The sequence below is a fragment of the Rhizobacter sp. P2_G4 genome, assembly GCF_056403575.1.
Genome location: NZ_JBFUFG010000001.1, coordinates 188722 through 201795 on the forward strand (window position 1 = coordinate 188722; position 13074 = coordinate 201795).

At 64.7% G+C, this 13074-nt stretch carries 14 protein-coding genes and 1 pseudogene; 7 read left to right on the forward strand and 8 right to left on the reverse strand.

What is annotated here, in order from left to right; translation table 11 throughout:
- The first annotated feature begins 30 nt into the window (after positions 1 to 30).
- Complete coding sequence (locus AC1DYS_RS00900) at positions 31 to 645, forward strand: HD domain-containing protein (protein WP_477895134.1); 615 nt, start codon at positions 31 to 33, stop codon at positions 643 to 645.
- 104 nt (positions 646 to 749) lie between these two features.
- On the opposite strand, the gene AC1DYS_RS00905 is transcribed toward AC1DYS_RS00900, so the two are convergent.
- From AC1DYS_RS00905 to AC1DYS_RS00925, 5 genes and pseudogenes are all read right to left on the reverse strand, one after another.
- On the reverse strand, positions 750 to 2168 hold the full coding sequence (locus tag AC1DYS_RS00905) for a HAMP domain-containing sensor histidine kinase (RefSeq protein WP_477895136.1): 1419 nt from the start codon (positions 2166 to 2168) through the stop codon (positions 750 to 752).
- The gene (locus AC1DYS_RS00910; RefSeq protein ID WP_477895138.1) at positions 2137 to 2823 is read right to left on the reverse strand and encodes a response regulator transcription factor; all 687 of its coding nucleotides are present in this window, start codon (positions 2821 to 2823) and stop codon (positions 2137 to 2139) included. The genes AC1DYS_RS00905 and AC1DYS_RS00910 overlap by 32 nt, the downstream gene beginning before the upstream one ends.
- Entirely contained in the window at positions 2823 to 3617 is a 795-nt protein-coding gene (locus AC1DYS_RS00915; protein ID WP_477895140.1) for a MipA/OmpV family protein, read from the reverse strand. Before AC1DYS_RS00915 ends, AC1DYS_RS00910 begins: the two co-directional genes overlap by 1 nt.
- Positions 3618 to 3813: 196 nt before the next feature.
- Positions 3814 to 3968 (reverse strand): annotated as a pseudogene (locus AC1DYS_RS00920) (IS5/IS1182 family transposase); the annotation flags it as partial.
- Positions 3969 to 3994: 26 nt separating this feature from the next.
- Positions 3995 to 4378, reverse strand: a complete 384-nt coding sequence (locus AC1DYS_RS00925) for a hypothetical protein (protein WP_477895142.1) — start codon at positions 4376 to 4378, stop codon at positions 3995 to 3997.
- Positions 4379 to 4675: 297 nt separating this feature from the next.
- Here AC1DYS_RS00925 and AC1DYS_RS00930 point away from each other — a divergent pair, with 297 nt between their 5' ends.
- From AC1DYS_RS00930 to AC1DYS_RS00940, 3 genes are all read left to right on the forward strand, one after another.
- Complete coding sequence (locus AC1DYS_RS00930) at positions 4676 to 5074, forward strand: PPC domain-containing DNA-binding protein (RefSeq protein WP_477895144.1); 399 nt, start codon at positions 4676 to 4678, stop codon at positions 5072 to 5074.
- Between the two features lie 48 nt (positions 5075 to 5122).
- Positions 5123 to 5599, forward strand: a complete 477-nt coding sequence (locus tag AC1DYS_RS00935) for an AAC(3)-I family aminoglycoside N-acetyltransferase (protein ID WP_477895146.1) — start codon at positions 5123 to 5125, stop codon at positions 5597 to 5599.
- Between the two features lie 306 nt (positions 5600 to 5905).
- Positions 5906 to 6268, forward strand: coding sequence for a YXWGXW repeat-containing protein (locus AC1DYS_RS00940; RefSeq protein ID WP_477895148.1), 363 nt, complete (start codon positions 5906 to 5908; stop codon positions 6266 to 6268).
- Positions 6269 to 6355: 87 nt separating this feature from the next.
- On the opposite strand, the gene AC1DYS_RS00945 is transcribed toward AC1DYS_RS00940, so the two are convergent.
- The 3 genes from AC1DYS_RS00945 to bamE all read right to left on the reverse strand — a co-directional run bounded on the left by AC1DYS_RS00945 (position 6356) and on the right by bamE (position 8210).
- Positions 6356 to 6736 (reverse strand): VOC family protein, encoded by a 381-nt coding sequence (locus AC1DYS_RS00945; RefSeq protein ID WP_477895150.1) that lies wholly within the window; start codon positions 6734 to 6736, stop codon positions 6356 to 6358.
- Positions 6737 to 6882: 146 nt separating this feature from the next.
- Positions 6883 to 7614 carry a response regulator gene (locus AC1DYS_RS00950; RefSeq protein WP_477895152.1) on the reverse strand — a complete coding sequence of 244 codons (732 nt, stop codon included), beginning with the start codon at positions 7612 to 7614 and terminating at the stop codon, positions 6883 to 6885.
- A gap of 281 nt (positions 7615 to 7895) precedes the next feature.
- Positions 7896 to 8210 (reverse strand): outer membrane protein assembly factor BamE domain-containing protein, encoded by a 315-nt coding sequence (bamE, locus tag AC1DYS_RS00955; RefSeq protein WP_477895154.1) that lies wholly within the window; start codon positions 8208 to 8210, stop codon positions 7896 to 7898.
- Positions 8211 to 8510: 300 nt separating this feature from the next.
- On the opposite strand from bamE, the gene AC1DYS_RS00960 reads away from it, so the two are divergent.
- The 3 genes from AC1DYS_RS00960 to AC1DYS_RS00970 all read left to right on the forward strand — a co-directional run bounded on the left by AC1DYS_RS00960 (position 8511) and on the right by AC1DYS_RS00970 (position 13073).
- Entirely contained in the window at positions 8511 to 10535 is a 2025-nt protein-coding gene (locus tag AC1DYS_RS00960) for a sensor histidine kinase (protein ID WP_477895156.1), read from the forward strand.
- A gap of 161 nt (positions 10536 to 10696) precedes the next feature.
- On the forward strand, positions 10697 to 11224 hold the full coding sequence (locus AC1DYS_RS00965; RefSeq protein WP_477895158.1) for a porin family protein: 528 nt from the start codon (positions 10697 to 10699) through the stop codon (positions 11222 to 11224).
- A gap of 28 nt (positions 11225 to 11252) precedes the next feature.
- On the forward strand, positions 11253 to 13073 hold the full coding sequence (locus AC1DYS_RS00970; protein WP_477895160.1) for an ABC transporter ATP-binding protein/permease: 1821 nt from the start codon (positions 11253 to 11255) through the stop codon (positions 13071 to 13073).
- The last annotated feature ends 1 nt before the right edge of the window (position 13074 follow it).

Below are 13074 nucleotides of genomic sequence, written 5' to 3' on the forward strand. Positions count from 1 at the left end.
GCACTGCCAACCCGATCGAAAGGAGCCTTCATGGTCCGCGCTCTTTCTAGCGGCGTTTCTTGCGACGACATCGAAGCCCTGTTCCTGCTGCACGGCGCACAGGCCTACGAATCGCTTCGGCGCGAACCGGTGACGGCCCTGGAGCACGCGCTGCAATGTGCCCAGCTCGCTGAATGGGCGCATGCCGACGATGCGCTGGTGGCCGCCGCCTTCTTGCATGACATCGGGCACTTCCCGCTCCAAGGGGGCGAGGTCGGCGACGCCGTCGACGACCGCCACGAAACGCGCGCGCTGCCCTTGCTCGACGAGCTCTTCGGGCCCGAGGTGCTGCAGCCCATCCGCCTGCACGTGGCCGCCAAGCGCTACCTGGTGGCCACCGATCCCGACTACCTGGGCAGCTTGTCGCCGGCCTCGGTGCACTCGCTGGGTTTGCAGGGCGGCGCGATGACGCCGGCCGAGGTGGACGCCTTCGAGCTCACTCCGTACGCGATGGATGCAGTGCAGCTGCGCCGCTGGGACGACCTGGCCAAGGTACCAGGCCAGCGCACGCCGCCGCTCGGCTACTACATCGCGCTGCTGGACGACCTGCAGCGCAGCCGTGCCGACCGAGGCAAGCTTGAGGTCGGCCCGCAGACGATCAGCTGACCAGGTCCTACAGGCGGAACGGGCCACCCTGAACGTGAATGGCGGCAGTTGGCGTGCACTCGGCGTGACGCCGGCGAAGGCGTTGCACCGTCCGAGGCTGTCTCTCAGGTCGGCACTTCCTCGGCTGCTGTGGCCGGTCGTTCCAGCACGACGCGAAGTCCCGGTTGTGCCCGGCTTGCGGTCAGCGTCCATCCGTGGGCCTGTGCAATCTCTTGGCAGATCGCCATACCCAGCCCTGCGCCCTTGTCGCGGCGATGGGGTCCGCGCCAGAAGCGGGCAAAGATGCTCGACATCTGGTCCTGAGGTACCCCAGGCCCCCAGTCGCGAACGGCCATGGAGGTGGAATCCACTTCAACGCTCACGAGCGTGCCGGCAGGTGTGTGCTGAATCGCGTTCTCAAGCAGGTTCTTCAACAATGTGAACAGCGCGCCACGGTCAGCCAACCAGCGGACGCCCACGGTTTGCGCAGGCAGCTCCAAACGCACATTGGCCGCGTCGGCCATCCGCTGCAGGTAGCCAGCGGCTTCGCGCACCGCCTCGTGCATGTCCACGACGGTAGGCCGATAGTTCTGCGCTTCACTTGCCTCGGCCAGGTGCAGCAGCTGCTGCACCTGCCGACTCATGTGTTCGACATCCTGGAGCAACATGCCACGTTGGGCAGAAGGGGGGCTCAGTTCGACCTGCGCTCGGACGAGTGCGAGCGGCGTCTTCAGCTCGTGGGCTGTGGTCGCGAGGAACTCCCGCTGAATGCGGTACCCGTCCTCCAGTCGCTCGAGAACCCGATTGAAGCTGTCCACCAATGGGGCAACCTCACTGGGCACCGCATGGGTGCGCAGCCGTACGTGCAGTGACCGGGGTGAGATCTCGGCGGCAGCGTCTGACGCTTGGCGCACCGGCTTGAGGGCATACCTCAGCGTGAGATAGACGCAAGGTCCGAAGACCAACAAAAGCACGAGCGTGAACAGCGTGACGCCGGCCCCGGTAAACGGCAAACCGAACTCCTGGTACATCAGCTGCAGGAACCGTCTGCTGACCGCAAATTGCACGTACCAGACCCTACCGTCGTGCTGTACAGACTCGGTGGCACTGCGCATCGCGACACCTTCATGTTGGAACTCGAAGCGGCCGGACTTCAGCATGCGCTCAGCGCCGGACTCGGGCCAGAAGGTCACGCCCGGTGCGGAGGACAGCACCACCTTGCCTGATGCATCCAGAACGCGATAGGCAGTCTCGTGCTTCAGACTCTCGAAGAGCTGAGCAGCCTCATCGTCGAACTTCGAGTCGCGGTCCGGTAGATGGGCGCCGATCCCGACGGGTACGCCGTCCTGGTTGAACCGGAGCTCGCCGGCGATGTCCTTGGCGGTGTCCGCCACTTCGAAACCGGACACCACGTCGCCTTGGGAGTAAACGACCGTCACGGCGATGGCGACGATGAGAAGGATGCTCAATACCGCGCCGACGACATAGGCGAGCAGGATCTTGACGCTGAGGCTATTCAGCCACGTTATCTTCGCGAAGCGCATAGCCCAGACTTCTCACGTTGACGATCTTCTGGCGCGAACCGATCACGCCGAGCTTTCGGCGAATACGGTGCAAGGCCACATCCAAGGCGTTGGGTGTCACCGCCTCGCTCAGGCCCCAGGCCGCGGCTTCCAGTGTCGAGCGGCGCACCGTGTCGCCGCCTTTTCGTGCCAACAGCAGCATGATCTGCATCTCCGACGCAGCCAGCGACACGCACTCCTCACCACAGTGGAGCATGCCTTCTGCGGGTCGTAGCTGCAGATCGCCGTGTCCTGGCTCGATCGGCAGGCTCTCGGCAGGCCGGCGCAGCAGCGCTCGAACACGCGCCACCAACTCGTCCATGGCAAAGGGTTTCGGCAGGTAGTCGTCCGCCCCGGCGTCCAGACCTTCGACACGATCATTGAGCGCATCCTGCGCCGATAGAACCAGGCAGGGAATGCTCAGCTCGGAGTCGCGCAGCCGCTTCAGCAGCGTCAGTCCGTCGCCGTCCGGAAGGCCGCGATCCAGGACCAGGGCGCCGTAGGACACCTGCTGGAGCGCGGACCAGGCAGCGTCGATGCGCAGCACGGCATCGACCGCGATGCCCGCGGCGTTCAGGCCGCTGCTCACCAATTGAGCCAGGCGCTCGTGGTCCTCGACCAGCAGGATCCGGTTCATCAGAAGCTGTACATGTAACCCAATATCACCCGGTTTGTGCGCGAGCGGTCCACGAGCGGGCTGGCCTTGATCTCTTTGGCCAGGCGGGTGATGCCCACATCGAGCAGCATCGAGTGATGCTCGTCGAACCGGTACATGGTGCGCAAGCCGACATCCACGTTCACCCCGACCTTGCCAACGTAGGCAGCACGTCCCGCAGTGGCTTCAGCGGCGCGGACACCGTAGTAGTAGTCCACGTACTTCTTGTCCAGCCAGTGCGCCGTCACGTAGGGCATGACCATGGTGTGCTCTCCCAGATGCCACTTCTTTTCGACACCCAGGCTGAACTTCCGGCCCTTGCTGTGGCCTGATGCGTCGGCGGTCCACTCGGCGCTGAGATCGACAAATTCATTCTCCCACTCCGCCTTGCCGCCGGCCCAGAACCCGCCTTTGCGCTCAGCCATGCCTGCGAGGATCGGTGCATCTTTGGCTTCATAGCCACTCAGCTCGGCCTTGGCCACGATGCCGAATTTGATCCGGCTGCCCTCGCCAAGTTGGAGGCTGGGCAACTTGACCTCCAGACCCAGACCGTTGAACTCCAGATACTCGTTCTCGAAGCGAAGCCAGGGCACGGCCTTGGTTTCCCGGTCGATCCCCTTGTAGGCATCCTGCTTGGCGATCACGCCAATGCCCAAGCCCCACTGCGTGCCCTGCTCACCCCCCGGGCCGCCCTGAGCACCACTGCCTTGTTGCTGGGCGGTGGCACTGGAGACAGCGCCGCCGAGGAGGACGACCAGTGCGACCAGCCGGGCCACGCTTGATTGCGGAGTCGAAGCGCGTGAGCGCGGGTGGTGTAGACGTGCCATGTGATGCCCTGAAAAGTTCGTTGAGGAGACGAAATCTTCGTCGGCTGACTCTTACGACGCACTTTCCGAACGCCGTGGTCGTTCCAGTCGCTCGGAATGGAAGCAGGAAGACAAGCGGTGTGACGAGGGAGTTGGCAGTGCTCACGGCAAGCCTGACCACCTGCACGAACAACTCTGACAGCCTTTTCAGATGAAAGGCCCGGAAGTCTCCGATCGTGCGGTGGCGCGGGAAGTTGCCTGCGCCCAGCCTCCGAAACGCAGAGCCTCGTGCAGCCGGCGCTCGATCTTGCGCGAGCCGAACTACACGGTTCCGCCGCGCAGAACTTCTAGCGCGGCTTGCGCTTGGTAGGCGCCGCGGGAGCGGGCACCGAGCCGGGGCGGGCTTCCGGCCGCGTGGTTTCGCCGGGGGCCAGTGTGAAGAGCTTGGCCGCGCGACCCTTGAGTTCGAGCAGCTCGTTGGGCGTCACCGAATACTGGCCGCTCATCAGGTCGACCTGGATGCCGAACTCGACTTCCTTCTTGCCGTTGGACAGCGTGCCCGAGGTGAATTCGTAGTCCTCGTTCTCGGCCGGCAGGCCCATGGTCGAGGGGTCGTAGTCCTCGTACTCCACGCTGCGAATCTCGCCGCTGGCCAGGTCCAGCATGCCGGTCGATTTGATGACGGTGTCGCTCAACTCGTCGGTGATGGTGATGGGCAGCTTCAGGTCCAAGGTGGGTCCTCGTTGGTGGCAGGGCCGGATTCTAGAGGGCGGCGATCCTGGGGCGGGGGGCGCCTTCGACTCGGGGCAGGGGCACACGGCGACTTCGGGATACCAACTCTCGCGCGCCTCATCGAACTCGCGGGTGACTTGCCTGACCCGCCATCAAAGTCGAGCTATCGAGCTGGCCGCATACTGATCTCCGATCGACATCGAAGGCATCGCCATGACCATGAAGACGCAGCAACGCAACGAGTTGCTCAAGGGCCGGAAAGCTCGGCTCGACGAGCGCAAAGCCAGTTCGCTCACATGAACCTCCTGCCCATCCGACTCTCTCCAGGCGCTGACCTTCGACGCACCTTGGAAGGCATCTTGGCAAGTCGTGGCACAGACTCGGCTTTCGTGGTCGCAGGCATCGGCAGCCTGGTGGAAGCCACGCTTCGCCATGCGGGCGAGTCCACGGAAACCAAGCTCGCGGGCCCTCTGGAGGTACTGAGCGTCTCGGGGAGTCTTTGTCCGGCGGGCGCCCACCTGCACATGTCCGTCTCCGACGCTTCAGGCCAGGTGCACGGGGGCCACGTTTGCTACGGCAACGAGATCAGAACAACCGCTGAGATTCTCCTTGCGTTGCTCCCTAGCGGCTCGCTCACGCGTCAGCACGACGCGAAGACCGGGTTCGCTGAGCTGGTTGTCCGCGGCCAAGACTGAACACAGAATTCGGTGAACGATTCCAACCAGACGCGACGGAACCCTCACATGCAAGAACAGCCTCCCTTTCGTGTTCGGGCTCTCACTCGCGAAGATGTCGGCGTCATGCGCGCCATGCTCTCCATGTTCGGCGATGCGTTCGGAGAGCGAGCAACCTACACGCAAAACCAGCCCGACGACGCCTATCTCACCGAGCTGCTTTCCAGCAAGGCATTCATCGCTGTAGCGGCGATGGCAGGCACGACGGTTATCGGCGGGCTTGCCGCATACCTGCTGCCCAAGTTCGAGCAAGCTCGCTCGGAGATCTACATCTACGATCTGGCAGTCGAGCACGCGCATCGCCGCCAAGGCATTGCCACCGCGATGATCGAAGAACTCAAGCAGCTGGCTCAGGCCAAAGGCGCCTATGTGATCTACGTTCAAGCAGATCACGGCGACGCCCCGGCAATCGCTCTGTATACCAAGCTGGGAATCCGAGAAGATGTCCTTCACTTCGACATCCTTCCCGGTGAAGGCGGTGTCTAACGCATCAATCGCGCGGGTGTCGGACCTTGTCGGTTCAGTGGACACACCAGTCTCCACTGTCGACTGACATTGTTAGCGATTTTCCGAACGTCTGCGTCGAAGCACTGGAAACTGCCTCGAGTACTTCACCTTGCGCCGAGGCTGTGTGAAGACGTTTTGATTACTCGATGTTGATCTCACACATTGCAATCGACACAAAGCGCCATGAGCCCTGTCATCCGGCACCGCACTGCGCCGCCGATGCTGAGGGTGTTCTTTTCAGCGGAGCCATCGGCTCCAACCAAATCAACATCCAAAGGCATGCACATGAACAAAGCCCGAACCGCTTCAAGCTCCAACTGGCGCCGAATCTCCGGCGGCATCCTCATCGCCGCATCGGCGCTCGCATTGACGGGCCTCACAGGCTGCGTTGTCACGCCCGTGCATCCCCGGTTCGCCGGTGAGGTCGTCATGGTCGCTCCGCCGGCTCCGCAGGTGGAAGTGATCGGCGTTCCACCGGCGCCTGGACACATCTGGATCGCTGGTTACTGGGGCTGGGTCGGTGGCCGGCACGTCTGGGTCGGTGGGCACTGGGACGCTCCGCGACCTGGCTACTACTGGGAGCCACACGTGTGGGTGCACACCGGTGCGGGCTGGCAGTTGCGAGAAGGGCACTGGGCTCGCCGCTGAGATATGGGGCACGTGGCCTCACGCTGAGCTTCTTGCCCCAAAACCGATCAGCTGAGGTTCAAGGTGTCGGCTTCGATCTTGAGTCGCTTACTCGAGATCTTCATGAATACAGAGAAAGTTGCCCTCTGTGTCCTTGAACCAGGCCGCCTTCTCTGCACCGAGAACGCAGACATGATTCACTGTCTTGAAATCAGGGAAATCGTAGTTCTCGAACACGACGCCCGTCTGCTTCAATTCGGCGATGCTTGCGGCAATGTCTGGGACTCGGAAACTGAGGGCCGTGTGCTCGGCTTTCGTCCCCTCTGGCTTGGGGAAGAGCGCCAGCGTGCTGCCACCCACCTCGTAGATGAACTTGCCGTCGGGCCGGAAGCCGCTGGGCGTCAATCCGAGGCTTCGTTCGTAGAAGGTTCTCGCTCGAGCCATATCAATCACGGGGAGCATCGTCGTCACGGAGGCTTTGGCCAACATACGCAGTCCTTTCGCTCTGTCCGATCAAGCTTTGCAAGGTGCACCGCACCTTGTTTCAAAGGCGGACAAAGAGCATAGACCTGCAAGCGGTCAAGCGCCAGTCAAGCAAGACCTGTTGGCTGACAGCCGCTGAGCAACGCCGCCGATCAGTAAAGCGTCTCGACGTCGCTGGCCAGGCGGTAGCCGGCGCCGCGCTCGGTCATGATCAGCCGCGGGTTCGAGGTGTCGGCCTCGATCTTGAGCCGCAGGCGGCGGATCTGCACGTCGATCGTGCGGTCGTAGACCTCGGCCTCGTGCAGGCGAGACATGGAGAGCAGCTGGTCGCGCGTCAGCACCCGTTGCGGTGCGCGGCACAGTGCGTTGAGCAGGCTGAATTCGCCGTTCGACAACTCCACCGACGTGCTGTCGGGTGACACCAGACGCCGCGTGCGCAGATTCAGCTCCCAGCCCGAGAAGCGAAACGCGCGGCGCGAGTTGTCGCGTTCCGGCAAGGTGGCCTGCACCTGGTAGCGCCGCAACACGGCCCGCACGCGCGCGAGGAGTTCGCGCGGGCTGAAGGGTTTGGTGACGTAGTCGTCGGCGCCGAGTTCGAGGCCCATCACGCGGTCGGCCTCTTCGTTGCGGCCGGTGAGCAGCACGATCGGCACGGTGGCTCGCTCGCGCAAGCTGCGGGCGAGCTGCATGCCGTCTTCGCCGGGGAGCTTCAGGTCGAGCAGCACGAGGTCGATAGATTCGCGGTCGAACAGCTCGAACATCTCGTGACCCGAGCTCGCGGCGCTGACACGCATGTCGTTGCCGCCCAGGTACTCGCAAACGATTTCGCGGACATCGGCATCGTCGTCGACCACGAGGATGTGCGGAGCAGTGCTTGTGTTCATGTGCAGGGAAGGTCAGGCGGCAGTGCGCGACTGCAGTAGCGATTCAATCCATCGTCGCAAGGCTTCGGCATCGCCGATTATGGCGACGCTGAACAAGTCCCTGCGAGGCGGCGCGCCTCGGTTTGGGATGGGCCGCAAGGCGCAAAGCGCAGCGATACCCGCAGGTATCGCGAGCATTTGCAACGCCGCAGACCGCCCAAAACGAGGATGCGCCGTCCGCGAGGGACTTGTTCAGCGTTGCCTTAAGCCGAGCCTCTTGCCGCCGGGCCTCCGCGGGCACCTCAAGATCCGCCGTCTCCCGATTCGTCCATGTGTTCGCTGGTGGTGGCGACCTTGCCGTCTGCGTCGAAGTCGACATCGAAGACGGTGTTGCCGCCGCCGATGAGGCGGTAGGTCCAGGTCGGGCCGGGCTCGTTGCGGAATTTGACGTGGCGGTCAGGCTGACCCAGCGCCTGTTTCACCTGCTCGGAGCTCATGCCGGGAATGACCTGTGTTTCCTGGTTCGACGTCACGGTGTAGCCGGTAGCGGCCTGCGCCATGGTGATGGCAAAGAGCCCGCTGGCGCATGCAATCTTCGAGATGTATTGCAGTCTCATGGTGGTTCCTCTGTTCGTTGTGTGCCGGGTCTCGGTTCGCATCGAGAGTGATGTGGCCCGCACGGCAAGGCCATGTTCAGGCGAACTCATGTGGCGAATGTTGCGGGCGCCGCGCGCTGTATGTCATTTGTCATCTGGCCGGCGAACGGCTCGCGGCCACGGCGTCGCCGCAGGTCACACAATCTGCCGCAAACTGCTGATCCGCTTTTGCATCAGCCCCCTCTGAAAGATTCGAATCCCATCCCACGCATGCAGCCCGACCCTCAACCACGTTCGGCAAGTCCATGGAGGCCATGGCTGGTGGCGTTGGGCTTGTGGGCCATGCTGGCCGCCACGGCATCGCTCGCGCTGTGGCACCTGAAGAGCGATGCCGTCGAAAGCCAGCGGCGCGAACTGGGGCTGCTCTCCCTCGCATTGACCGACGCCATCGACCGCGGCCTGCGCGGCGCAGAGGAAGGCTTGTACGCGCTGCGAAGCGAGCTGCGACAAGGGGGCATGCCGGTCAAGGGCAACGATGCCATGCAGGCGCTGCACGTGCGCGCCCGCCTGATGCCGCTGGTGCAAACGATCTGGGTGGTCGATCGCGAAGGCCAGGTGATCGCGGCGTCCGATGCCACCCTCTTGCCCGACTTGCGCTCGTTCGCCCCGGCCCTGGATGGCCTGCCGGCGGATGCCGTTTCCATGAGCCGCCCGTTCAACGACCCGCGAGACCGGGAGGCGCTGATCGCGTTGGCCGTGCCGTTGCAAAACATTCCGGGCAACTCCGGCGGGTGGATCGTCGGTGCCATGCCTGCGAAGAGCCTGCTGGGTGCCTTCAGTGCGGCTCTGTCTGCTGCCGACGCACGCGTACAGGTTCTGCGCGCCGATGGCGCCCGCCTGAGCAGCGAGAACGTGGGCGAGCCCATGCGCGACGAAGCCAGCATGGCGCGCAGCCTGGTGAATCGCCCGCTCATCGAGGTGCGCAAGTTCCGCAACGGGCGTGACAACCTGGTGGCCGTGCGGAGCGTGCCTCGATTCGACGTGAAGGTGCTGGTCTCGCGCGATCTGGGCACAGCGCTCTCATCCTGGCGTGAGGCCGCAGAGGGCGCCGTGATTGCGCTCGGGCTGTTGTTCGCAATCATGGCCGCGGCGGTGCAGCTGGTGCTGCGTGCCAACCGCAAGCGCAGCGAAGCGCAACGCGCGCTCAGTGCCCAGTTGATCCGGGCCACCCGGCTCGAGTCGCTCGGCACGCTCGCCGGAGGCGTGGCCCACGACTTCAACAACGTGCTGGCCGGCATCATCGGCTTCGGCGAAATGGCGCAAGACGGCGCAACGCCGGGCACCGCGCAAGCACGCCATCTCGACAAGGTGTTGAAGGCCGCCCAGCGAGGCAAGGCCCTGGTCGAACGCATCCTCGCGTTCAGCAAGGGCGGCGCTCGCGTGTCGACGGTGTTCGAGCTCGAGTCCGTGATCGAAGAGGTACTCACCTTGCTATCGGCCTCCTTGCGGCCAGGTGTCGTTCTGGAGCGCATTCTTGAAGCACCGGGTGCCCACTTGCGGGGCGACCCGACACAGGCCTTCGAAGCCGTGATGAACCTGTGCACCAACGCCATGCAGGCGATGCCGCAGGGAGGCATGCTCAGCGTTCAGCTCAAGCGCGAGCAGGTGGGCTCAGCCCGCGTGTTGTCGCACAGCGCACTGGCTGCGGGCGACTACCTGGCGCTGGTCGTGTCGGACCAGGGCGGCGGCATCACCCCGGATGTGATGGAGCACCTGTTCGAGCCCTTCTTCACGACGCGGGGCGCGCAATCCGGCACCGGCTTGGGCTTGGCAGTGGTGCATGGCGTGGTGGCCGAGTTCGGCGGCGCCATCGACGTCAAGAGCACACCCGGGCAAGGCGCGCGATTCACCTTGTACTTTCCAGAGAGCTTCGATGCAGCGGCGGCGCCCAAGTCGGCGAGCGATGCGGCGCCCGTCGGCGCCGGGCAGACCGTGCTCGTGGTGGACGACGAACCCACTCTGGTCGGGCTGGTCGAGGAGCTGCTGCAAGGGCTGGGTTACGCGCCGGTGGGCTTCACCAGCTCGGCCGATGCATTGCAGGCGCTGCGAGACGACCCGACCCGTTATGCCGCAGTGATCACCGACGAGGTGATGCCCAGGCTCAGCGGCACGCAGTTGACCGAGGCACTGAGAGAGTTTGCACCCGGCCTGCCGGTGCTGCTGCTCACCGGTTATGGCGGCGCGCAGCTGGCACAGCGCGCGGCCGCCGCAGGGGTCGCGCGGGTCTTGTCCAAGCCGTTGCAACGCGGCGAGCTGGCGCGCGTGCTGGCTGACGTGCTGCGCTGAGCACCGTCAAGCAAGGCACGCGCGCACCCCAGAGCGCGGATGTGGCAACACATGTTGCATCCGTCATATGCAGCAGATGCCATTGCAACGAGCGAAGGCGAGACGAACAACATGATGGCTCTACCGCATCACAGGGATGCGTCATCAAAGGAGTTCTGCAAATGATTTCTCGCCTCAACAAGTCTGTGCTCGCAGCTGCCATCGTTCTCGGTGGGATCGGTGCCGCCCATGCGGAAGGCCTCTATGTGGGTGGCAGCCTCGGCAGCCCCGACTACAAGAGCAGCGTCAACGGCGTGACGGGCGATGGCAGCGGCGTGGGCGGCAAGGTCTTCGGCGGCTACCAGATCACACCGAACTTCGCCGTTGAAGGCGGGGCGTTCGACCTGGGCCACATCGACAACGAGACCGGCAAGGTCAACCTGCGTGGCGCTTATGCCGACGCGGTGGGCAGCTACGAGTTCGCGCCCAAGTGGTCGGTGCTCGGGCGCGCTGGTGTTGCCGAAGGCCGCTTCACCACCACAAACGGGGACGACAGCAGCCCGGCTCTGAAACTCGGTGCCGGCCTGCAGTACGACATCACCGACAGGGTGGCGGTGCGGGCCGAGTACGAGCACTACCACTTCACCGATGCCTTTGATGCCAAGCCGAAGGTCGGCGAGTATTCGCTCGGGGTGAAGGTGGGCTTCTGAGCCGAGTCATCGGCCCGCAGGAGCCCACGTGACCACAACCAAGCCGCCTCTCTGGCGCGACGGCCTGCGTGAAGCGTGGTCGCTGGGCACGCCCTTCTGGCGTGCCCAGCGCAGCGCCTGGTGGCAGCTCGCCGCCCTGGTGGCCCTGACGCTCAGCATCGTCTGGGTCAACGTCCGCTTCAACGCCTGGAACAGCGCCTTCTACGACGCCTTGCAGGCGCACGACCTCCAGGCCTTCTGGCGCCAGCTCGCCATCTTCGGGTTGCTCGCCTGCGGCTACATCGTGCTGGCGGTGGTGCGGCTGGTCACGCAACAGCGCCTGGTGATCCGCTGGCGGCAAAGCATGACGGAGCAGATGCTGGCCGAATGGTTGCGACCAGGCACGCCCTACCGCCTCGGCAGCGCAGCACCGGGCGGCACGCTCGACAACCCCGACCAGCGCGTGGCCGATGACATCCGCTCCTTCGTCGGCAGCACGCTCGACCTTGCGCTGGGCCTGTTGAACTCCGGCGTGACGCTGCTGTCTTTCGTGGCCATTCTGTGGGGCTTGTCGGGCAGCCTGCACGTCGCCTGGCCGTCACCGGGCTGGACGCTTCCCGGCTACATGGTGTGGGTGGCGGTGGCGTACGCCTTTGCCGGCAGCTGGATCGTGCGGCGACTGGGTGCGCCGCTGGTGACCACCAACGCGCAGCAACAGCAGGTCGAAGCCGACTTTCGCTACGGCCTGGTTCAGGTGCGCGACCACGCCGAGGCCATCGCGCTGGCGCGAGGCGAGGGTGCTGAACACCAGCGCCTTCGCGCGCGCTTCACGGCCATTCGCGACAACTGGAATCTACTCATCCGCTACAACAAGCGCCTCACCTGGTTCAGTGCGGGCTATGGCCAGCTCGCCAATGTGTTCCCTTTGCTGGCTGCGGCGCCGCGCTACTTTGCGGGCCAGATCCAGCTGGGCGGGCTGATGCAGACGGCCCAGGCCTTCGGTCAGGTGCAGGGCGCGCTCAGCTGGTTCGTCGACGCCTACGGCAACCTGGCCGATTGGCGCGCGACCGTGTTGCGCCTGGCGGCGTTTCGCGATGCACTCGCACACGACATTCCACCGGTCGCCCCTGCCGCTGGGGAATGCGAGCCGGACCTTGCCTTGGCGCTGCATGAGCTGAGCGTCGCCCCGCCTGGCGAGCGAGTGCTGGTGACCGTGCCCGAGCTGGCGCTGCGCGCTGGCGAATGGGTGCTGCTCACCGGCCGATCCGGCAGCGGCAAGAGTTCGTTGCTGCGCACTGTCGCCGGGCTGTGGACGGCACCACAGGGCCAGGTGCGAACGCCAGAACCGCCGATGGTCATCCCCCAGCGCGGCTATCTGCCGCAGGCCAGCCTGGCCGAGGTGCTCGCGTACCCGCATCCGCCGCAGACTTTCAGTGCCGATGCGATGAACCGCGCACTCAAGCTCGCCGAGCTGAGCACGCTGGTGGGCAAGCTGCAGCAGTCCGAAGCCTGGTCGCGCCGGCTGTCGCCGGGCGAGCAGCAGCGCCTGCAGTTCGCGAGGCTTTTTCTGCACCGACCGAACTGCGTGCTGCTGGACGAGGCCACCTCGGCGCTGGAGGCACCCATGCAGGCACTGCTGCTGGCGCGGTTGCGCAGCGCATTGCCGAATGCCGCCGTGCTACATGCCGGGCACCGCGAAGAGCTGCGCAGCCTGCACCACCGGGTGCTGCACTTGCAGGCCGGAGTGCTGCATGCATCGGTCCCCGAGGGCCACGCCTCGCCTCCATTGCAAATGCAATACAGGCCGACCGGCGCAGACACAAACGTGATCGAAGCACCGCCAAAGATGGCTACTTCGTTCACCAGCTGAC